Here is a 19,194-nt window from a genome sequence, read left to right as displayed (position 1 = left end):
AGTGGAAGCCCCCGTGCCGGCGCATCTCGCGTCGCAGTTCACCCAGGGCCATGGGGAGCATTCTGGCAAACACCCCCGCACCGGCGCGCACCGTTCGCCCGAGGTCTCGACCCCAGCACGAGGGTCAGGCCCCGATCTCGCCCAGCACGAGCCACGCCAGGCCGTCGTAGGCGGGGTGCAACCCGTCGGCGTGGTCGGCCAGCAGCAGGGCCGAGGCCCGCTCGGCTGCCTCGGACGCCCGGGCCCGGACCGCCCAGGGCTCGGGCACCAGCCGCAGCAGCACGGCGCGCAGGCCGGCCTCGGCCTCCCCCAGCCCGACCGGTTGCCCGGGCAGGCGTCCGCCGCCGAAGCCGTTGGCCAGGCCCAGCACCGACGGCGTCCACGTCGCCTCGTCCACGCCGCCCAGCAGCCCGGCCTCCATGCCATCGCCCAGCACCGCGGTCAGGTCCAGGGGTGGGACGCCCAGCCGCAGGGTGGCCAGCCACAGCCGGGTGGCGACGATCCCGCGACCCGGCTCGGCCGGCGAGGCGGACAGCGCCTCGCACGCCTGGGCGAGCAGCGCCTCGTCGAGCGTCTCGGTGGCCACGATCCCGGCGGCAGCCATCCCGAACAGGTCGCCGCGGGCGAGCCAGTCCTCGCGCTCGAGCCAGTCGAGGGCGGCCTCGGGGTCCAGCACGGCGCGCCGGGCGAGGGCGGCGGCGACGAGCGCACCGGTGGCCGACGGGCGGCGCGACTTCAGGGCCGTGACCAGCTCGGCGAGGAAGGGTTCGAGGGCCGGGGTGAACGTGACGCGCAACCGCTGCACGCCCCGGACGCCGTGCACCGCCACCTCGCGGTGTCCGGGTCCACCCGTGAGCACGCACGCAGTGTCCTCGGTCGCCAACCGCACCCCGGGGCCGGGCACGACGGCCAGGTCGGGGGTCTCAGCCGCACCTCGTCGTTCGGGGCCACGACGAGGTCGGGCAGCCAGTCCGGCAGCCCGGCAGCCGCGGCGTCGGCGTCCGGGACCTCGGCGAGGTCGAGCGTGGTCTGGTGGCGGCCGAAGGCCCGCAGCGACCCGGTCGGGTGCGCGAGGTGGAGGGCGGCGACACCGTCCCCCAACCCCTCGCCGCGGCGGTCAGTGGCGGTGAACGCCGGCCGGTCGGCGGCCACGCGCAGGAAGCCCTGCCGGACCCGCACGCGCAGGCACGGCCCGACCGCGTCGGTCGGCGCCACGAGCACGAACCCCTCGGTGTCGGAGCCCCAGGCCCAGCCGCACCAGCCGGGCGCGACCGTCACGGCCATGCCCAGGGCGGGCAGTGCGCGTTCGACGTCGGCGCTGTTGTCGAGGGTCACGGTGGTGGTCCAGCCGCCGTCGTCGGGGAGGTGGCGCAGGCGGGCGGTGAACGAGTCGGCCGTGGTGAGGCGCGCCTCGGTGTCGTCGGGCTCCCAGCCGTCGACCGGGTCACCGGGCAGGCCGAAGGAGAACTCGGCCACCGACGCCCCACCGTGCCGGACCAGCAGGCCGCGGCCGCCGCCGGTCACCACGCAGGTGAAGCCCCAGGTCACGAGCCGGGCACCTCCACGACCCCGGACGCCCCGGGCGGCTGGCAGACGCCGCACCAGTAGAGGTTGCGGCCGGCGAGGTCGGCGGTGGACACCGGCGTCCCGCAGACGTGGCACGGCAGGTCGGCGCGGCGGTAGACGTACACCTCGCCGCCGTGCCGGTCGACGCGGGGGTCGCGGCCGGTGGCCTCGGGGGTGTGGTCCTCGGCGACGGTGTCGATGCGGCCCACCTCGACGGCGGCGCGCATGAGGGCGACGAGGTCGGCCCACACGGCGTCGAAGACCGGGCGCGGCAGCCGGTTGCCCGGCAGCATCGGGTCGAGGCGGTGCCGGTAGAGGACCTCGGCGCGGAAGATGTTGCCGACGCCGGCGAAGGCCTTCTGGTCCATGAGCAGCGCCGCGATCGACTTGCGCGAGCGCGACACCACCGCCCAGGCGCGCTCGGGGTCGGCGTCGGTGCGGATGGGGTCGGGGCCGGAGTCGGTCACGACCGCCTCCCGCTCCCCCGGCGTGATCAGGCGGCACCACTGGGGGCCGCGCAGGTCGGCCGCGAGGCGTCCGTCGGTGATGCGCAGGCGCAGGGTGTCGGGGTTGGGCGGCGGGAAGTCCTCCGAGAAGCGGAACTTGCCGATGAGGCCGAGGTGGATCCAGACCGTGCCCGGGTCGAAGTCGACCAGCAGGTGCTTGCCGACCGAGTCGGCCCCGGTGAGCACCTGCCCGTCCAGCAGGGCGACCGCCTCGGCGAACCGTCCCTGCGGCGAGCTGACCGCCACCGGACGCCCCCCGAACTCGTGCGTGAGGGCGCGGGCGAGGCGGTGCGTGACGTGTCCCTCGGGCATGGCGGGCAGTGTAGTCGCGGCGCCGCTAGGATCCGGACGTGGCTGAGCACACCCCCCAGCGAGCCGCGTCCCGGCTCGAGACCTGGCGCAAGCGGTACGCGCTGGTCTCCGACATCCTCACCCCGCAGCGCCTCGGCCTGCTCGGCGCCGTGGCCCTGCTGGGCGTGTTGGGCGCGTTCGGCGGGTGGCAGGCGGTCGAGGGCGTGGACGCCCCCGAGGTGCCCCTGGCCAAGGTTGGCGAGCCGGTCGACGTCGCCCCCTTCGAGATCACGGTCCGCCGCGCGCGGCACTTCGACGAGCTCCGCCCGGCCCTCTACCCCACCGACGGGTACCGCTACCTCGTGGTGTCGCTGGACGTCACCTCGCACAACAAGACCCCCGTCGCGGGCCTCGACTTCAAGCCGGCGATCACGGTGGACGCCGAGGGCCTGCAGACCGTCGGGGACCGGCCCGAGGCCCCGCGCCTCCTGCGCGGGGTGGACGCCCTGGACGCCCGCTCGTTCCAGCCGGGACTGACGACCTCGACGATCGTGGTGTGGCAGCAGGCCGACAGCACGCCGGTGCCGGCCGAGGTCACGGTGACGCTGTCGGCACAGACGTGGCGGCAGTCCGTCATGGACGGGGGCTGGCGCTGGTCCGATCCTGCACCGGTGGCCCGGGTGACGCTGCCCGTCGAGGCGCTGGAGGCCCCCTGATGAGGTTCACCCGCGACGGCCTCCTCACCGCGATCCTGGTGGTCGCGGCCCTGTTCGTCGGCTCCACCCTGACCCAGTACCTGCCCAAGCCGGACGACTTCCGCGACGACCCGTTCCCCGTCGCCGGCGCCTTCGGCGAGCCCGTGCGGCTCCGCAACGCCGACATCACCGTGACGAAGGTCCAGGCGGCCAGGACCGTCGAGCTTTTCGGCCAGGTCGCCGCCACCGACGGCGTGTGGCTCGTCCTCGACGTGACGTACGCGCCCCGGCACGAGCCGGGCGCACTCGTCGGCTCCCAGCCCCTGCTGTCGGCCCCCGACGGCCGACGGTTCGGCGGGCTGCAGGCGATCACGAACAACTGCGGGCCCGCGAACCCGGGCCTGCCCGTGGCCTGCCAGCTGCCGATCGAGGTGCCCGCCGACGCCCTGGAGGGGCTCGTCCTGACCATCCCCGCCGAGAACGGCCAGTGGGAGAACGACGAGGTGACCGAGATCGACCTCGGGATCACGGCCGAGCGCGCGGCGGAGTTGCGGGCCAGCGAGGCCCAGGTGACCCTGCAGGAGCCGACGGTGGTGCGGCCGTGAACGCGACGTGGTGGCGGCGCAACCGCTTCTGGCTGGCCCTGCTGGTCCCACTGCTGTTCCTCGCGGTGGTGGCCTCGTCGTTCCGGCTGGTGAACATCTACCTGCCCTGGGACTGGACCCGGCCGATCGTCGCGCACGACACGTCCGGCACGCTACGCCAGGACTTCCTGGGCTTCGACGACGTGCGGCGCGAGCGCGAGGTCCGGGTGCAGGTCCTGTCGGCGGTCCCCCAGCAGGTCCACGGCGACGCAAAGGCGGCCGCCGGAGCGGTGCTGTGGCGGATCCTGCTCGAGTTCGAGGCGGCCCCCGACCAGTTCCTCGACAGCTGCACCATCGAGTTGCAGGACGCCGAGGGCACGCGGTACGGCCACGAGGGTGGCATGGAGTCCGTCGACGGCTCGGGCACGCCGTGGGAGGCGCGGCTCGCGCAGCGCTGCGTCCCGGAGTCCGCGCCGGGTCCGACGCTCGAGCCCTTCACCGGGAAGCTGGTCCCCTCGCCGGTCGAACGATCGCGCACGTGGCGCCTGGAGTACCTGATCGCCACCCCCGAGGCGGTCGAGCCGACCGCCCTCCGGGTCGGGTGGCACTACCCGGAGTACCTCGTCCTCGAGGTGCCCTGAGTCAGGCGGACGACGGCTCCTCCGCCGCGGCGGCCTGCGCCGCCGCCGCGGCCTCGGACCGCTTCTGGGCCGTGACGATGACGTTCACCGCACCCGCGAGCAGCGCGAGCACGACGACGTAGTAGACGGCCCCCTCGGCCAGCTGGATGTAGGGCTCCATGGCGTACGCGCGCTGGGCCCCGCCGGGGCCGATGAAGGTGCGCACCGCCCACGCCGAGGCCACCTGGATCTGGTTCGCGACCACGAACACCACGCAGAACAGCACCATCGGCAGGACGCCGGCGCTGGCCACCTTGCCGATGGCGCCGAGGGCCGACTGGATGGGGCTCGTCACCGGCTCCACGACGTGGTTGACCGCACGGCGCACCGGCTGCGGGATCCGCTTGATCCGTTCGGTGACCTCCTCGTGCGTCTCGATGCGGAACTCCTTCTGCGCGAGCTTGTGGCCGTAGACGGACGCCCCGATGGCCAGCCAGGCGACCGGGACCACCACGAGGGACCCGAGGTTGCCGATCAGCGCGCCGACCGCGTTGAAGGGCGCCTGGATCCACGCCTCCCAGCCCTGGACCGTCGCCACCACCTGCTCCCACAGGTCGACCAGGCCGGCGATAAGACGGCGCGAGGTCACCCACTCGGTGATCTTGTCGAGCTCGGTGGTGAGGGCGTTGGCGAGCGTCATCATCCACAGCACCTCGAGGTAGACCGCCACCCCCGCCCAGGCCAGGCGGCGCTGCGCCAGGCCCATCAGCGTGATCACCTTGCGCGCGGCGAGCGCCCCGACCACGAACAGGACGATCGTCCAGCCGGGCGCGTAGTCGGCACGGCCCCAGTCGATGCTCTGGATGTTGGTGTTGGTCCACTCGTCGAGGGTGCTGTCGTAGAGGAACACGCGCACGTCCTGGCGCAGCAGGCCCGCCGACGCGTACACGGCCAGGAACGGGATGAGCACCTGGGCGGCGACGGTGAGGTCGTCCATCCACCGCTGCCGGGGCGACAGGGGCTCGACGAGGTCGCGGAAGGCGGGCAGGGTCGGCGCCATCGCGCGCAGCATGAGCACGAACGACAGCAGGGTGCCCATGGGGGCCAGGGGCAGCAGGAGGACCGCGACCGTGGGGCTCCAGTCGGAGATCTCGACGACCAGCCACAGCACTGCCATGCGCCACGACCAGCCCGCCAGGAACAGCCCGAGCAGCTGCGGCCAGTGCGCGGCCAGGACCCGTCCCGCGTCGCGGAACAGGAGGCCGAACCCGCGCAGGGCGTCCGTGAGGAGGTGGGTCACGGTCGTCAAGCTAGTTCACCTGCGGTGTTCGTCCTCGTAGGCGTCCAGCATCTCGATGCGGCGGATGTGGCGCGGGTCCTCGGAGAAGGGGGTGTCGAGGAACACCTTGGCCATCTCCAGGGCGTCGGCGAGGCTCTGCATGCGGCCGCCGAGCGCGAGCACGTTGGCGTTGTTGTGCTCGCGGGTGAGGCGGGCCATCACGGTGTTGTACGCGAGGCCGGCGCGGATGCCCTTGACCTTGTTGGCCGCGATCTGCTCGCCGTTGCCGGAGCCGCCCAGGACGATGCCCAGCGAGCCGGGGTCGGCGACGACCGCCTCGGCGGCGGGGATGACGAAGGTCGGGTAGTCGTCCTGCGCGTCGTAGGCAGGGGCACCGTGGTCGACGACCTCGTGGCCGAGTGCGGTCAGTTCCTTGACCAGGAACTGCTTGAGGTCGAAGGCCGCGTGGTCGGTGGCAATGTGAACGCGCATGCGGCCAGTCTGGCCCACGGCGCCCCACCGTGCACGGCTTCAGTCGAAGATCGGCCCCACGGTCCGGGTGCGCTTGAGCTCGAAGAAGCCCTCGTACTCGGTCACGAGCGCGAAGCCGTCGAACAGGCGTCCGGCCTGTTCGCCCTTCGGCGCCGGTGAGATGACCGGGCCGAACAACCCCCTGCCGTTGAGGTGGATCACCGGGGTGCCCACCTCGTCGCCCACCGGGTCCATGCCCTCGTGGTGGCTGCGGCGCAGTTCGTCGTCGTGCTCGTCAGTCTCGGCGAGATCGGCCAGCGAGGTCGGGAGGCCGACGTCGGCCAACGCGCCCTCGATCGCGGCCCGGCCCTGTTCCTGCCCGCCCGGGTGGTAGCGGGTGCCGATCGCGGTGTAGAAGTCGCGCAGCGCCTGCTGCCCGTGCTCGCGCTCCACGGCCATCGCCACCCGAACCCCGGCCCAGCCGGCGTCCATCAACTCCCGGTAGCCGGGGTCGAGGTCGCGGCCCTCGTTGAGCACCGAGAGGCTCATCACGTGGAAGCGCAGGTCGATGTCCCGCACCTTCTCGACCTCGAGCAGCCACCGGGAGGTCATCCAGGCCCAGGGGCAGAGCGGATCGAACCAGAGGTCAACCTTCTGAGTCATGCCGGCCAGCGTAGCGGGGCACCCACACTGAAATGTTGCAGCGGGACGCCGGGGGCGGCGGCCGCTAGGGTGGCGGGGTCACTCCCCTGTCACCACACGAGGATCGAGCCGCATGTTCCGCGCCAACATCACCCGCGACGAGGCCAACGCCCGCAGCGCCCAGCTCCGCGTCGAGAGCTACGAGGTCGTCGTCGACCTCACCGGCCGGCGCCCCGACGGGACGCCGCTGGCCGACGGTGCCGCCACCTTCACCTCCACCACGACCGTCCGCTTCGGTTCGATCGCCTGCGTCACCAACGCCAACCTCATCGCCGACGAGCTGATCGCCGCGACGCTGGACGGGGAGCCGGTCCCGGCCGAGGCCTTCGACGGCGAGCACCTGACGCTCGAGCTGTCCGAGGGCGACCACGTCCTCGAGACCACCTCGGTGATGCGCTACTCCCGCACCGGTGAGGGCCTCCACCGCTTCGTCGACCCCACCGACGACCGGGTTTACCTCTACTCGCAGTTCGAGGTCGCCGACGCCCGCCGCATGTTCGCCACGTTCGAGCAGCCCGACCTCAAGGCCACCTTCCAGTTCACGGTGCTGGCCCCGCAGGAGTGGACGGTCCTGTCCAACTCCCCCGCCGTGGAGCCCGCCGCGGTCGACGACCGGTTCGCCCGCTGGGAGTTCGCGCCCACCGCGCGGATCTCGACCTACATCACTGCCGTGTGCGCCGGCGAGTTCCACTCGGTGACCGACGTCCACACCCGCGCCGACGGCAGCGAGATCCCGCTGTCGATCCACGTGCGCCAGTCCCTGGCCGACCACCTCGACGCCGCCCGCATCTTCGAGACCACCAAGCGGGGCTTCGACGTGTTCGAGCACCACTTCGGCCGCCCCTACCCGTTCGAGGACTACGCGCAGGTGTTCGTGCCCGAGTTCAACTTCGGGGCCATGGAGAACGCCGGCTGCGTGACGTTCCGCGACGAGTACATCTTCCGCTCGCGCCAGACCGTGGCCGCCTACGAGGGCCGTGACAACACGATCCTGCACGAGATGGCCCACATGTGGTTCGGCGACCTGGTCACGATGACCTGGTGGGACGACCTCTGGCTGAACGAGTCCTTCGCCGAGTGGGCGTCCCACTTCGCGCAGGAGGAGATCCGCGCGCAGTTCGACGACCGCGCCAACCCGTGGGCGACGTTCTGCAACAGCCGCAAGACCTGGGCCTACCGCCAGGACCAGCTGCCCTCGACCCACCCGATCGCCGCCGACATGTACGACCTCGAGGCGGTCGAGCTGAACTTCGACGGCATCACCTACGCCAAGGGCGCCTCGGCGCTGCGCCAGCTGGTGGCGTTCGTGGGCAAGGACGACTTCCTCGCCGGCGTGCGCAGCTACTTCGCCGAGCACGCCTGGGGCAACACCCAACTCGACGACCTGCTCCACCACCTCCAGGTGGCCTCGGGCCGCGACCTGTCGTTCTTCACGACCCAGTGGCTGCAGACCGCCGGCGTGAACACGCTGGCCGCCGACTGGGACGCCGACGCCGAGGGCGTCTTCAGCCGCTTCGGCATCCGCCAGTGGGCCCACGCCGACTGGCCGACCCTGCGCCGCCACCGCGTCGCGGTCGGCTTCTACAACGTGGTCGACGGTGTCCTGACCCGCACCCAGCGGTTCGAGTTCGACATAGACGGCGAGTACACCGACGTGCCCGAGGTCGTGGGCCAGACGCGTCCCGACCTGATGCTGCTCAACGACGACGACCTCACCTACGCCAAGATCCGCCTCGACGCGCGGTCGCTGTCGACGCTCGTGGACAACATCCACGTGCTCGACGACGAGCTCGCCCGGGCGCTGGCCTGGGGCGCCACGTGGGACCTGACCCGCGACGGCGAGATGGCCGCCGCCGACTACGTCGAGCTCGTGCTGCGCGGCGTCGGGGTCGAGACCGACCTCACCGCCGTCAACGCCCTGCTGCTCCAGGCGCGCACCGCGATCGACTACTACGCCCCGCGCGCCGACCGCCGCGCCCTGGCCGACCGGTTCACCGGCGGCCTGGCCCGCCTGCTCAAGGAGGCCGAGCCCGGTTCGGACCACCAGCTCTCGATCGCCCGCGCCCTGGCGCTGTCGATCAACGACGCTGACGGCGCGGCCGTGCTGAGCGCCTGGCTCGACGGCACCGAGGCCCCCGAGGGCCTGGCCATCGACACCGACCTGCGCTGGCGCCTGCTGACCGAGCTCGCCCGCGTGGGCGCGGCCGGCGAGGCCGAGATCGCGGCCGAGGCCGAGCGCGACCGCACGGCGACAGGCGCCGAGAAGGCGGCCGGGGCCCGGGCGGCGTCCAAGGACGCCGCGGCCAAGGCCGAGGCGTGGGCCGCCGCGACCGAGCGCGACACCCCGAACGAGACCCACTTCCAGATCTGCTCCCAGTTCTGGCAGCTCGACCAGGACGAGGTGCTGGCGCCCTACGCCGACCTCTACCTCGACGTGGTCGACGCGATCGGGTCCGGCCGCGGCACCTGGGCGACGGCGTCCACCACGATCCGCCAGCACGTGCTCGGGCTGATGTTCCCGCGCCCGCTGGCCGACCGGGCGTTCATCGCGAAGCTCGACGGGTTCCTCGAGGGTCGCCAGCTGCCCGACTCGGTGCGCCGCCTCGTCGGCGAGCGTCGCGACGACGCCGTGCGGGCCCTGAACAACCAGGAGCGCTGAGCCACCCCGGCCCGGTAGCGTCGGGGCCATGCCCACTGTCGCGACGATCACCGGGTGGCTCGAGGCCGCCTATCCCCCAGCCCTCGCCGAGGACTGGGACCGGGTCGGGCTCGCCGTCGGCGACCCCGGCGCCGAGGTCGACCACGTGCTCTTCGCCGTCGACGTCACCGACGCCGTGGTCGAGCAGGCGGTCGCGGTCGGCGCCCAGCTGGTCGTGAGCCACCACCCCCTGCTCCTGCGGGGCGTGCACGCCCTGCGCACCGACCAGCCGAAGGGGCGCGTGGTCGCCGCCCTGCTGCGCGCCGGGATCGCCCAGTTCGCGGCGCACACGAACGCCGACTCCGCCCCCGGCGGGGTCGCCGACACCCTCGCCGCGGCCTGCGGCCTGGTCGACCTGCGCCCGCTGCTGCCGGTGCCGACCGAGCTGCTCGACAAGGTGGTCACGTTCGTCCCGACCCCCCAGACCCAGCAGGTCATCGACGCGCTCGCGAAGGCGGGCGCGGGGGCGATCGGCGACTACGACCGCTGCGCCTTCACGAGCCCCGGCACGGGCACGTTCCGGCCGCTGGCCGGAGCCAACCCCACCATCGGCAGCGTGGGCGCGATCGAGGAGGTCGAGGAGACACGCGTCGAGATGGCCCTCCCCCGCGGCCGGCGGTCAGCGGTGCTGGCCGCGCTGCGGGCGTCCCACCCCTACGAGGAACCCGCCTTCGACGTCATCGAACTGGCGGGCGAGCCGTCGGGGCGGGGGCTGGGCAGGATCGGCCGGCTCCCCGAGCCGATGACGGCCGCCGCGTTCGCCGAGCGCCTGGCGGCGTCCGTGCCCGCGACCGCCGGTGGGGTGAAGCTGGGCGGCGACCCCGACCGGATGCTGGACACCGTCGCCGTGCTCGGCGGCGCCGGGGACTCGATGCTGGACGCCGCGCGCGCGGCCGGGGTCGACTGCTACGTGACCGGTGACCTGCGCCACCACCCGGCGCAGGACTTCCTGGCGCACGCGGGCGCGCCGGTGCTCGTGGACGTGCCGCACTGGGCGGCCGAGTGGACGTGGTTGCCGGCCGCCGAGCGGGTGCTCGAGGCGGCGGCTGCGGACGCCGGTGTCCGCGTGGGGTCGACGGTGTCGCGGATCGTCACCGATCCCTGGGTGGCGCGGTACTAGGCGCGCTCGAGCTCCTTGCCCTGGGACTTGCGCAGCCAGTGCGGGCCCATGAAGAACAGCGTCACCACGGCCGCCATCGCGACCGGGATCGCGACGATGATCAGGAAGCTGTCCATGAGGGTCGGCGAGTAGACCTCGGGCCAGCCCGGCAGGTGGTGGGTCGGGATCAGGGCGAGATGCGACATGGCCGAAATGGTAGCGGACAGGTGGGGTAGATTGACTGCCGCAATGAGCGGCGGAGGAGCAACTCGGTGAGTGCAGACGGTGGGGCCCGGGTGATCTGGGACAGCGACGACGTCAATCGGGCCTTGAAGCGCATCGCCCACCAGGTGCTCGAGAGCAACCGCGGGGCCGAGGGACTGGTGCTGCTGGGCATCCGCACCCGGGGCATCCCGCTCGCGCGCCGGCTCGGGGCGTTCATCTCCGAGGCCGAGGGCGTCGAGGTTCCGGTCGGCGAGCTCGACATCACGATGTACCGCGACGACCTCCGCAAGAACCCGACCCGCGCGGTCGGCCCCACGCGCATCCCGGTCGACCTGACGGGTCGCACGGTCGTGCTGGTCGACGACGTGCTCTACTCGGGCCGCACGATCGCCGCGGCGATGGACGCGCTGAAGGACCTGGGCCGCCCCCGCGTGGTGCGCCTGGCGGTCCTGATCGACCGCGGCCACCGCGAACTGCCCATCCAGGCCGACCACGTCGGCAAGGACCTCCCGACCAGCTCGGCCGAGCACGTGCGCGTGACCGTCGCCGAGATCGACGGCGAGGACCTGGTCACGCTGAGCCAGACCAAGGAGTCCTGATGCGCCACCTGCTGAGCGCCGCCGACCTGTCCGCCGACGAGGTCGCCTCTCTGCTGGACGTCGCCGAGGAGATGCACGAGGTGCAGCGGCGGCCGATCAAGAAGCTGCCCGCCCTGCGCGGCCGCACGATCATCAACATGTTCTTCGAGGACTCGACCCGCACCCGCACCTCCTTCGAGATCGCGGGCAAGTGGATGAGCGCCGACACCATCAACGTGTCGGGCAAGGGGTCGTCGGTCTCCAAGGGCGAGTCCCTGCGCGACACGATGATGACGCTGGACGCCATGGGCGTGGACTGCTTCGTCATCCGGCACGCGTCCTCGGGCGCCGTCGCCCAAGCGGCGGGCTGGGTGCGCGCGTCCGTCGTCAACGCCGGGGACGGCCAGCACGAGCACCCCACCCAGGCCCTGCTGGACGCCTACACGATGCGCCAGCACTTCCGCGCCACCCCGGGGGTCAGCGACTCCTTCGAGGGCAAGCGGATCGTCATCGTCGGCGACCTGCTCCACTCGCGAGTGGTGCGCTCGAACGTGCTGCTGCAGCGCACCCTCGGCGGCCAGGTCACCCTCGTCGCTCCCCCGACCCTGCTGCCGACCGGCGTCGACACGTGGGGCGTGAGGGTCACCCAGGACCTCGACGCGGCGCTCGCCGACGCCGACGTCGTGATGATGCTGCGCGTGCAGCGCGAGCGCATGTCGGGCGGGTTCTTCCCGACCGCGCGCGAGTACTCCGCGGGCTACGGGCTGACCGCCGAGCGGCTGGCCGCCCTGCGGCCGACCGCGGCGATCATGCACCCGGGGCCGATGAACCGCGGCGTGGAGATCTCCAGCGAGGCGGCCGACGCGGCGTCCTCGCGGGTGCTGGACCAGGTGTCGGCCGGTGTGGCCGTCCGCATGAGCGTGCTGTACCACCTGCTGGGTGGAGAGGGAGAAGCCTGATGAGCCTCGTCATCACCGGAGCCACGCTCGCCGACGGGTCGGCGCTCGACTTCGCGGTCGTCGACGGAAGGATCGCCGCGGCGTCCGACGCCCCGTCCGACGCCGAGCGCGTCGACGCCGCCGGCCTGGTCGCGCTGCCCGGCCTGGTCGACCTGCACACCCACCTGCGCGAGCCGGGCAAGGAGGACGCCGAGACCGTGGCGTCCGGCACCCGCGCTGCCGCGCGCGGCGGCTACACCGCCGTGTTCGCCATGCCGAACCTCACCCCGGCGACCGACACCGCCGAGGCCGCCCAGTACGTCGCCGAGCTCGGACGCCGCGACGGCCACTGCGAGGTCGTCCCGATCGGCGCCGTGACCAAGGGTCGCGACGGCGTGGAGCTCGCCGAGCTCGGGCTGATGGCCGAGCACGGCGTCCGGGTGTTCTCCGACGACGGCGCGTGCGTGCACGACTCGCTGATCATGCGCCGGGCGCTGACCTACCTGAAGCCCTACGACGGCGTCGTCGCCCAGCACGCGCAGGACCCGCGCCTGGCCGGGCCGTCGGCGTGCTGCCACGAGTCGGAGGTCTCCGGACGTCTCGGCCTGCCGGCGTGGCCGTCGGTCGCCGAGTCGGTGATCATCGCCCGCGACGTGCAGCTGGCCGAGTTCACCGGCGGGCGCTACCACGCCTGCCACATCTCGACCGCCGAGAGCGTCGACATCATCCGCTGGGCGAAGAAGCGCGGCAAGGCCGACATCACCGCCGAGGTGACCCCCCACCACCTGCTGCTGGACACCCCGCACGTGGAGTCGTTCGACACGACCTTCAAGGTCAACCCGCCCCTGCGGACCTCCGAGCACATCGAGGCGCTGCGCGAGGCGCTGGTCGACGGCACGATCGACATCGTCGGCACCGACCACGCCCCGCACACGCAGGAGGACAAGGACCACCCGTTCGACGTGGCCTCCCCCGGCATGCTCGGCCTCGAGGCGGCGCTGGCCGTGGTGATGGAGCTGTTCGTGAACACGGGTCGCATGGACTGGGCGACCGTGGTCGACCGCATGTCCGCGGCGCCGGCCCGGATCGGCCGCCTGCCGCACCAGGGGCGTCCGGTCGCCGTCGGGGAGCCGGCCAACCTCGTGCTCGTCGACCCCAGCCGCCGGGCCACGGTCGACCGGTCGCGCTCGGCCTCGAAGTCGCGCAACAACCCCTACCACGGCCTCGACCTGCCCGACCCGGTGCAGATGACGGTGTGGGCGGGGAAGGTCACCTTCCGCCGCTGAGGACCGGACAAGGAACGCTCCCCACGTGATGCAGGTGCGCATCAGGTGGGGAGCGTTCCTCGTCGTGGACGGTCAGGCGGCAGCGGCCTCAAGCTCGCGGGCCAGCGCCAGGATGGACGCCCGGGCGGCCGGGTCGGGGATCTTGAGGTAGTCGCACGCCTTCTCGACCGACTCCTCCAGCGTGCCCTCGCCGAAGCCCTTGACCGCGTCGGCGTTGGCATCCTGGAACGGGGCACCCACGCCGCGCAGGTGCAGCACCCAGGCGGCCACGGCGCGCTCGGCACCGATCGGCTCGCCGCCCGCGGCGCGCTCGGCGTTCAGCGCGGGCACGATGCGGATCGGGATCTTCACCGAGCCGTCGGCCGCGATGCGGGCGAGCTGGTCCTTCATGCGGGGGTTCCCGAAGCGCTCGAGCAGGGCGGCGCGGTAGTCGGCGACCTCCTGGGCGGGCAGCGGCAGGTGCTTCGCGGCGACGTCCCACCAGTCGTTGACCCAGCCGTTGACCACGGGGTCGGAGATGGCCTCGTACACGGTCGGGCGTCCGACGATCGTGGCCGCGTACGCCATCAGCGAGTGCGAGCCGTTGAGCAGCCAGAGCTTGCGCAACTCGTGCGGGGTGATGTCGTCGACGAAGTTGGCGCCGGCGTCCTCCCAGCGGGGGCGTCCGGCCTTGAAGTCGCCCGCGATGACCCACTCGGTGAAGGGCTCGGTGGCGACCGCCGCCGGGTCCTCGACGTCGGTGTCGCCGGTGATGGCCTGCAGGGCCTCCTCCGAGATCGACGGGGTGATCCGGTCGACCATCGTGGTGGCGAAGCCGACGTTCTCCTCGACCCACGCGGCCAGGGACGGGTCGACCAGCGCCGCGACGTCGCGGACCACGTGGGCGACCATCTCGCCGTTGTCGGGCACGTTGTCGCACGGGCAGAAGGTGATCGGGCCCGCACCGGCCTCGCGGCGGACGATCAGGCCGGCGGCGAACTTGCCGGGGGCCGTCTTCACGTCGGCGAGGTTCCCGGCCTTGATGGCCTCGATGTCGGCCTGCACGGCCGGGTTGTCGGCGTCCAGACCGCCGCCGGGCTTGGGCATGTACCCGGCCTCGGTGATGGTCGAGGTGACGATCGCCAGCTCGGGGCTGCGGAAGTACTCGAGCAACTGCTCGACGTCGGTGCCGGAGTGGGTCGCCGAGAGCGAGCTGATCACCTGGTAGTCGTTGCCCTCGGGGTTCTGCACCACGAGGGTGAACAGGTTGTCCTGCTTCTGCATCTCGGGCACGATGCCCAGCGAGCGGCCGGTGAACGCGGCGATGCCCCAGTCGGCGGCGTCGGGCGCACGGTCGGTGTACATCGCCTGGTGGGCGCGGAAGAAGTTGCCCATGCCGAGGTGGACGATGCGGACGGGGGCGACGGGGCGTCCGTCCTGCGAGCGGGAGAGTCGACGAGCCACGAGAGGTTCCTTTCCGAGCAGCGGTGCAAGGGGTGATCCGTGTTGGTCCCGACCCTAGGCCCCAGCCCGGCCCCGCGCGCGCAGTCTCCCGAAGTTGCCACGGCGGCTGCCCCGATTCCCGCTTCGGCGCGGGCGTCCCGGTCTAGGCTGACCCCACCGGACCGGACCCAGGAGGCACCCGTGAGCACCGACGTCAGCCGCGCACGCACCACCCTCGAGGCCGTCACCATCGGCGGCCCGCACCAGACCGTCAGCGACGCCGAGCTGGACGCCTTCGTCGCCGAGCAGTTCGCCCGCGTCGACTTCGACGGCAAGAAGGTCGTGCTGGTCGTGCCCGACGGCACCCGCAGCTGCCCGCTGCGGCTCATGGTCAGCACCGCCCACAAGTACCTCATCGACCGCGTCGACTCGCTGACCTGCGTGATCGCCCTGGGCACCCACTCCTACATGGAGCCCGACGAGATCGACGCCTGGTTCGGGATCGGGGAGGGCGAGACCCTGGAGTCGGTCTACCCGGGCATGACGATCGTGAACCACGAGTTCCTCGACCCCGAGATGATCGTGGACATCGGCACCCTGACGGCCGCCCAGATCAAGGAGCTGTCGAACGGCTCCATGGAGGAGGACGTGGTGGTCGAGATGAACCGCCACGTCGTCGAGGCCGACATCAACCTGGTCATCGGCCCGGTGTTCCCGCACGAGGTCGTGGGCATCTCGGGCGGCAACAAGTACTTCATCCCCGGCTGCTCGACCCACGACGCGATCGACCTCTCCCACTGGGTGGGCGCCCTCATCGGCGTCGAGGACATGATCGGCTCCCCCGGCGTCACCCCGGTGCGCAAGATCATCAACGCGGGCGTCGACCTGATCCCCAACGACAAGTACGCCCTGTGCATCGTCGTCCAGTCGGGCACGGGCGAGCTCGAGTCGGCCACCTTCGGCGACACCGAGTCGTCGTGGGCGGACGCCGCGGACATCGCCGCCGAGAGCCACGTCGTCTACGTCGACGAGCCCTTCACCAAGGTGCTCGCGATGATGCCGACCCGTTACGACGACATCTGGACCGCCGCCAAGGGCTGCTACAAGATGCAGCCGGCCATGGCCGACGGCGGCGAGGTCATCATCTACGCGCCGCACGTCACCGAGGTCTCCGAGCAGCACCCCGAGATCTACGACATCGGCTACCACTCGATCCCCTACTTCACCAAGCAGTGGGACAAGTTCAAGGACGTACCCAAGGGCGTCCTGGCCCACTCGACGCACGTGCGTGGCGCGGGCGACTACGACCCCGAGACGGGCGTCGAGACCAACCGCATCAAGGTGACGCTGTGCACCCAGATCCCGGAGGAGGTCTGCCGGTCGGTGAACCTCGGCTACCTGCCGCTGGACGCCGTGGACGTCGAGGCGTGGAAGGCCGACCCCAACGTGTTCGTCCAGGAGAACGCCGGCGAGGTGCTGTACCGCCTGCGCAAGAAGTGAGGCCCTGACACGAGCGGCCCCCGGATCACTCCGGGGGCCGATCGTTGCGTGTTGGGTCCGGGGTTACGCAGGTCCGGTGCTGTGCCGGACGATGAGCCGCACGGGCACGGAGACCGGGGCGGTCTCGGCCGACTTGTGGCCGGCCAGCGACGCCACGACGTAGCGCACGGCCGAGTCGCCCAACATGGTCAGCGGGGCGGCGACGGTGGTGAGCCCGGGGGTCACCAGCGCGGAGGCGAAGATGTTGTCGAAGCCGATGATGCTGATCTGTTCGGGCACCTTGATGCCGCGCTCGGCCAGGCCCTGCATGAGGCCGATCGCCATGAGGTCGTTGAAGCACACAACGGCCTTCAGCCGGCGGGCGGCGATGACCTCGGCGGCGCCGCGACCGCCCTGCAGGGTGGGCGCGAAGGGGCCGACGCGGTGTTCGGTGAAGCCCAGCTCCTTGGCCGAGTCGCGCATCGCGCGCCAGCGCATGCCGTCGGCCCAGGACGCCTCGGGCCCGGCCAGGTAGGTGATGTTGCGGTGGTCGAGGGCCAGCAGGTGCTCGGTGGCCTTGCGGACGCCGTGGGCCATGTCGGGGATGATGCAGTGCAGGCCGGCCACGCGCCGGTTCAGGATCACCACGGGAAGTTGCTTGGCGACCGTGCGCAGCTCGGTGTCGGACAGCCGGGAGCTGGCCACGATCAGGCCGTCGAGCAGCGGCAGGGAGCGGCGCAGCATCTCGCGCTCGAGCGCCTCGGACTCCTGCGCGTCGTTCAGGGTGACCACGAAGCCCGCCTCGGCGGCCGCAGCCTGGCAGCCACGGATCACACGGAAGTTGAAGGGGTTGGTGATGTCGGCCACCGCCAGGCCCAGCACCTTGGTGGTGCTCTTGGCCGCCGTCCGGGACACCTCGCGGCTCCGGTAGCCCAACTCCTCGGCGACCTGCCGGATCTTCTCGGCCGTCTGGGCGCTCACCCGGCCCGGGCGCGAGAAGGCGCGTGACACGGTGGAGGGGCTCACACCGGCGACGCGTGCGACGTCGTAGATGGTGGCATCTGACCCCGTGCCCGGCTCATTGACCATGGTCGAAACCCTAGCAACCCGGCAACTCCGTGCAACGAAGTTTGGAGAACTTCCGGCCCCGGGCGGACGAGGGTACCCTTCGCCCGCCCGGGGCCGGAAGCGCCGAGCTGTCGGTGTGTCAGCTCGGGATGTTGAAGGCCTTCCTGGGCAGCGTCGAGGTCAGGTCGAACGCGGTCTGCTCGGCCTCGTCGATCTCGAGGCGTCCCTCCACGACCAGCTCGGCCAGGTGTGAGACGTCGCAGCGGCGGGCGACGTCGTGGCGGGCCGGGATCGACATGAACGCGCGGGTGTCGTCGATGAAGCCTGTCGTCTTGTAGAAGGTGCCGTACTCGGTCAGCGACTTGCGCCAGCGCTTGATCGCGTCGGGGGCGTCGATGAACCACCACGGGGGGCCGACGTAGACCGAGGGGTAGAACCCGGCGAGCGGGCCGACCTCGCGGCTGTAGACGGTCTCGTCCATGCCGAACAGGATGATGCGGAAGTTCGGGTGGGTCCCGAACGCGTTGAGGACCGGGCGGAGGGCCTCCACGACCTCGAAGCTGAGCGGGATGTCGCCTCCGACGTCGGCGCCGAACCGCTCGAACGTCGGCTGGTGGTGGTTGCGGGCCACGGCCGGGTGGTAGGTCATGACGAGGCCGTCGTCGGACGCCATCCGGGCCTGCTCGAACATGAACGCGCGGCGCAGCGCGGTGCACTCCTCCGCGGACGCCTCGCCCCGTCGGGCGCGCGCGTAGACGGCCTCGGCGTCCTCGAGCGGGGCCATGACCATGTCGACGTGGGCGTGGTCGGTCGAGGTGGCGCCCATGCTCTTGAAGAACGCGCGGCGGTTCTCCATGGCCGACACCCAGCCACCCCACGTCCCGGTGTCGATGCCCGTCTTCTCGGCGAGGGCGTCCATGAGGTCGTTCCAGTCCTCGCGCGCGGGCTCGAGGTACTTGTCGGGGCGGAAGGTCGGCACGACCGTGCGGGTGAAGGACGCGTCGTCCCGGAGCTTGGCGTGGTGTTCGAGGTCGTCCAGGGGGTCGTCGGTGGTGGCGATGAACTCGATGTCGAAGCGGTCCATGAGCGCGCGCGGCCGGAACTCCGGGGTGCGCAGCTTCTCGGCGATCGTGTCGTAGATCCGGTCGGCCGTCTCCTCCGACGGGCGCACGTCGACACCGAAGATGTCGACCAGCTCGGCCTCCATCCAGAACTTCATCGGGGTGCCGCGGTAGAGGTACCAGTGCTTGCAGAAGATCCGCCAGGCGTTGCGGGCCTGCTCCGCGCTGAAGTCGTCGCGGCCCATGGGCACGCCCAGGTCGGCCAGGTCGACGCCCTGGCCGTGCATGATGCGGTTGACGTAGTGGTCGGGCGTGAGCAGCAGGTTGGTCGGGTCCGGGAACTCGAGGTCGTCCGCGATCCACACCGGCGGGACGTGGCCGTGCGGCGAGAGGATCGGGAGGTCCTTGATCTGCTCGTAGAGCTTGCGGGCGACCGCGCGCGTCTGCGGTTCAGCCGGGAACAGCCGGTCGGGATTCAGGGTCAACGGCACTGTCATGCCCGCCATTCTGTCCCGCATCCGCAGTTGTTGCAGGGGGTTGCCGGGGGTTGCGGCGCTTTGGGGGCAAAACGCCTCCGGGTCCGGAGAGCTGGGGCAAGATGAGGCGTGATCGGTCCCCAACAGAAG

At 71.9% G+C, this 19,194-nt stretch carries 19 protein-coding genes; 9 read left to right on the top strand and 10 right to left on the bottom strand.

All coding sequences use genetic code 11. From position 1 onward, the window contains the following. Positions 1-124: 124 nt before the first annotated feature. The 3 genes from H5397_RS06060 to H5397_RS06050 are packed head-to-tail and all read right to left on the bottom strand — an operon-like array spanning position 125 to position 2,384. A complete protein-coding gene (locus tag H5397_RS06060) occupies positions 125-805 on the bottom strand; it encodes a hypothetical protein (protein WP_182815671.1) in 681 nt (226 codons plus the stop codon). Then, on the bottom strand, positions 736-1,548 hold the full coding sequence (locus H5397_RS06055) for a hypothetical protein (RefSeq protein WP_182815669.1): 813 nt from the start codon (positions 1,546-1,548) through the stop codon (positions 736-738). The genes H5397_RS06060 and H5397_RS06055 overlap by 70 nt, the downstream gene beginning before the upstream one ends. Continuing rightward, positions 1,545-2,384, bottom strand: a complete 840-nt coding sequence (locus tag H5397_RS06050; RefSeq protein WP_182815667.1) for an Fpg/Nei family DNA glycosylase — start codon at positions 2,382-2,384, stop codon at positions 1,545-1,547. Before H5397_RS06050 ends, H5397_RS06055 begins: the two co-directional genes overlap by 4 nt. A 38-nt stretch (positions 2,385-2,422) precedes the next feature. On the opposite strand from H5397_RS06050, the gene H5397_RS06045 reads away from it, so the two are divergent. The 3 genes from H5397_RS06045 to H5397_RS06035 are packed head-to-tail and all read left to right on the top strand — an operon-like array spanning position 2,423 to position 4,283. After that, a complete protein-coding gene (locus H5397_RS06045) occupies positions 2,423-3,079 on the top strand; it encodes a hypothetical protein (protein ID WP_182815665.1) in 657 nt (218 codons plus the stop codon). Then, positions 3,079-3,663: a hypothetical protein gene (locus H5397_RS06040; RefSeq protein ID WP_182815663.1), complete on the top strand. Its 585-nt coding sequence runs from the start codon at positions 3,079-3,081 to the stop codon at positions 3,661-3,663. The genes H5397_RS06045 and H5397_RS06040 overlap by 1 nt, the downstream gene beginning before the upstream one ends. After that, a complete protein-coding gene (locus H5397_RS06035) occupies positions 3,660-4,283 on the top strand; it encodes a hypothetical protein (protein ID WP_182815661.1) in 624 nt (207 codons plus the stop codon). Before H5397_RS06040 ends, H5397_RS06035 begins: the two co-directional genes overlap by 4 nt. A 1-nt stretch (position 4,284) precedes the next feature. Here H5397_RS06035 and H5397_RS06030 read toward each other — a convergent pair whose 3' ends face one another. Genes H5397_RS06030 through H5397_RS06020 form a run of 3 tightly spaced genes read right to left on the bottom strand, consistent with a single transcriptional unit; the run spans position 4,285 to position 6,675 of the window. Continuing rightward, positions 4,285-5,562 carry a hypothetical protein gene (locus tag H5397_RS06030; protein WP_182815659.1) on the bottom strand — a complete coding sequence of 426 codons (1,278 nt, stop codon included), beginning with the start codon at positions 5,560-5,562 and terminating at the stop codon, positions 4,285-4,287. Between the two features lie 15 nt (positions 5,563-5,577). Beyond that, a complete protein-coding gene (locus H5397_RS06025) occupies positions 5,578-6,033 on the bottom strand; it encodes a ribose-5-phosphate isomerase (protein WP_182815657.1) in 456 nt (151 codons plus the stop codon). A 39-nt stretch (positions 6,034-6,072) separates the two neighbouring features. Beyond that, the gene (locus tag H5397_RS06020) at positions 6,073-6,675 is read right to left on the bottom strand and encodes a DsbA family protein (protein ID WP_182815655.1); all 603 of its coding nucleotides are present in this window, start codon (positions 6,673-6,675) and stop codon (positions 6,073-6,075) included. Between the two features lie 112 nt (positions 6,676-6,787). On the opposite strand from H5397_RS06020, the gene pepN reads away from it, so the two are divergent. After that, positions 6,788-9,373 carry an aminopeptidase N gene (gene pepN / locus H5397_RS06015; RefSeq protein ID WP_182815653.1) on the top strand — a complete coding sequence of 862 codons (2,586 nt, stop codon included), beginning with the start codon at positions 6,788-6,790 and terminating at the stop codon, positions 9,371-9,373. A gap of 28 nt (positions 9,374-9,401) precedes the next feature. Further along, entirely contained in the window at positions 9,402-10,532 is a 1,131-nt protein-coding gene (locus H5397_RS06010; RefSeq protein ID WP_182815651.1) for a Nif3-like dinuclear metal center hexameric protein, read from the top strand. Here H5397_RS06010 and H5397_RS06005 read toward each other — a convergent pair. Further along, on the bottom strand, positions 10,529-10,717 hold the full coding sequence (locus H5397_RS06005) for a hypothetical protein (protein WP_182815649.1): 189 nt from the start codon (positions 10,715-10,717) through the stop codon (positions 10,529-10,531). The genes H5397_RS06010 and H5397_RS06005 overlap by 4 nt on opposite strands. A gap of 66 nt (positions 10,718-10,783) precedes the next feature. On the opposite strand from H5397_RS06005, the gene pyrR reads away from it, so the two are divergent. The 3 genes from pyrR to H5397_RS05990 are packed head-to-tail and all read left to right on the top strand — an operon-like array spanning position 10,784 to position 13,538. Next, positions 10,784-11,335: a bifunctional pyr operon transcriptional regulator/uracil phosphoribosyltransferase PyrR gene (gene pyrR, locus H5397_RS06000; RefSeq protein ID WP_182815647.1), complete on the top strand. Its 552-nt coding sequence runs from the start codon at positions 10,784-10,786 to the stop codon at positions 11,333-11,335. After that, positions 11,335-12,273, top strand: a complete 939-nt coding sequence (locus H5397_RS05995) for an aspartate carbamoyltransferase catalytic subunit (protein WP_182815645.1) — start codon at positions 11,335-11,337, stop codon at positions 12,271-12,273. The genes pyrR and H5397_RS05995 overlap by 1 nt, the downstream gene beginning before the upstream one ends. After that, a complete protein-coding gene (locus H5397_RS05990) occupies positions 12,273-13,538 on the top strand; it encodes a dihydroorotase (RefSeq protein ID WP_182815643.1) in 1,266 nt (421 codons plus the stop codon). The genes H5397_RS05995 and H5397_RS05990 overlap by 1 nt, the downstream gene beginning before the upstream one ends. Before the next feature lie 72 nt (positions 13,539-13,610). On the opposite strand, the gene H5397_RS05985 is transcribed toward H5397_RS05990, so the two are convergent. Then, on the bottom strand, positions 13,611-14,981 hold the full coding sequence (locus tag H5397_RS05985; protein ID WP_309224295.1) for a mannitol dehydrogenase family protein: 1,371 nt from the start codon (positions 14,979-14,981) through the stop codon (positions 13,611-13,613). Between the two features lie 180 nt (positions 14,982-15,161). On the opposite strand from H5397_RS05985, the gene H5397_RS05980 reads away from it, so the two are divergent. Further along, on the top strand, positions 15,162-16,460 hold the full coding sequence (locus H5397_RS05980; RefSeq protein WP_182815641.1) for a lactate racemase domain-containing protein: 1,299 nt from the start codon (positions 15,162-15,164) through the stop codon (positions 16,458-16,460). Between the two features lie 63 nt (positions 16,461-16,523). On the opposite strand, the gene H5397_RS05975 is transcribed toward H5397_RS05980, so the two are convergent. Together H5397_RS05975 and uxaC are read right to left on the bottom strand one after the other, a co-directional pair. After that, positions 16,524-17,528 (bottom strand): LacI family DNA-binding transcriptional regulator, encoded by a 1,005-nt coding sequence (locus H5397_RS05975; protein WP_182815639.1) that lies wholly within the window; start codon positions 17,526-17,528, stop codon positions 16,524-16,526. A 118-nt stretch (positions 17,529-17,646) separates the two neighbouring features. Beyond that, positions 17,647-19,074, bottom strand: coding sequence for a glucuronate isomerase (gene uxaC, locus H5397_RS05970; RefSeq protein ID WP_182815637.1), 1,428 nt, complete (start codon positions 19,072-19,074; stop codon positions 17,647-17,649). Positions 19,075-19,194 lie beyond the last annotated feature (120 nt).

The sequence above is a fragment of the Propioniciclava sp. MC1683 genome, from assembly GCF_014164675.1.
In the GTDB taxonomy this organism is placed as follows: domain Bacteria; phylum Actinomycetota; class Actinomycetes; order Propionibacteriales; family Propionibacteriaceae; genus Propioniciclava.
The sequence above is the reverse complement of the archived record's forward strand: the minus strand, read 5'-3'. Positions and strand labels throughout refer to the sequence as shown.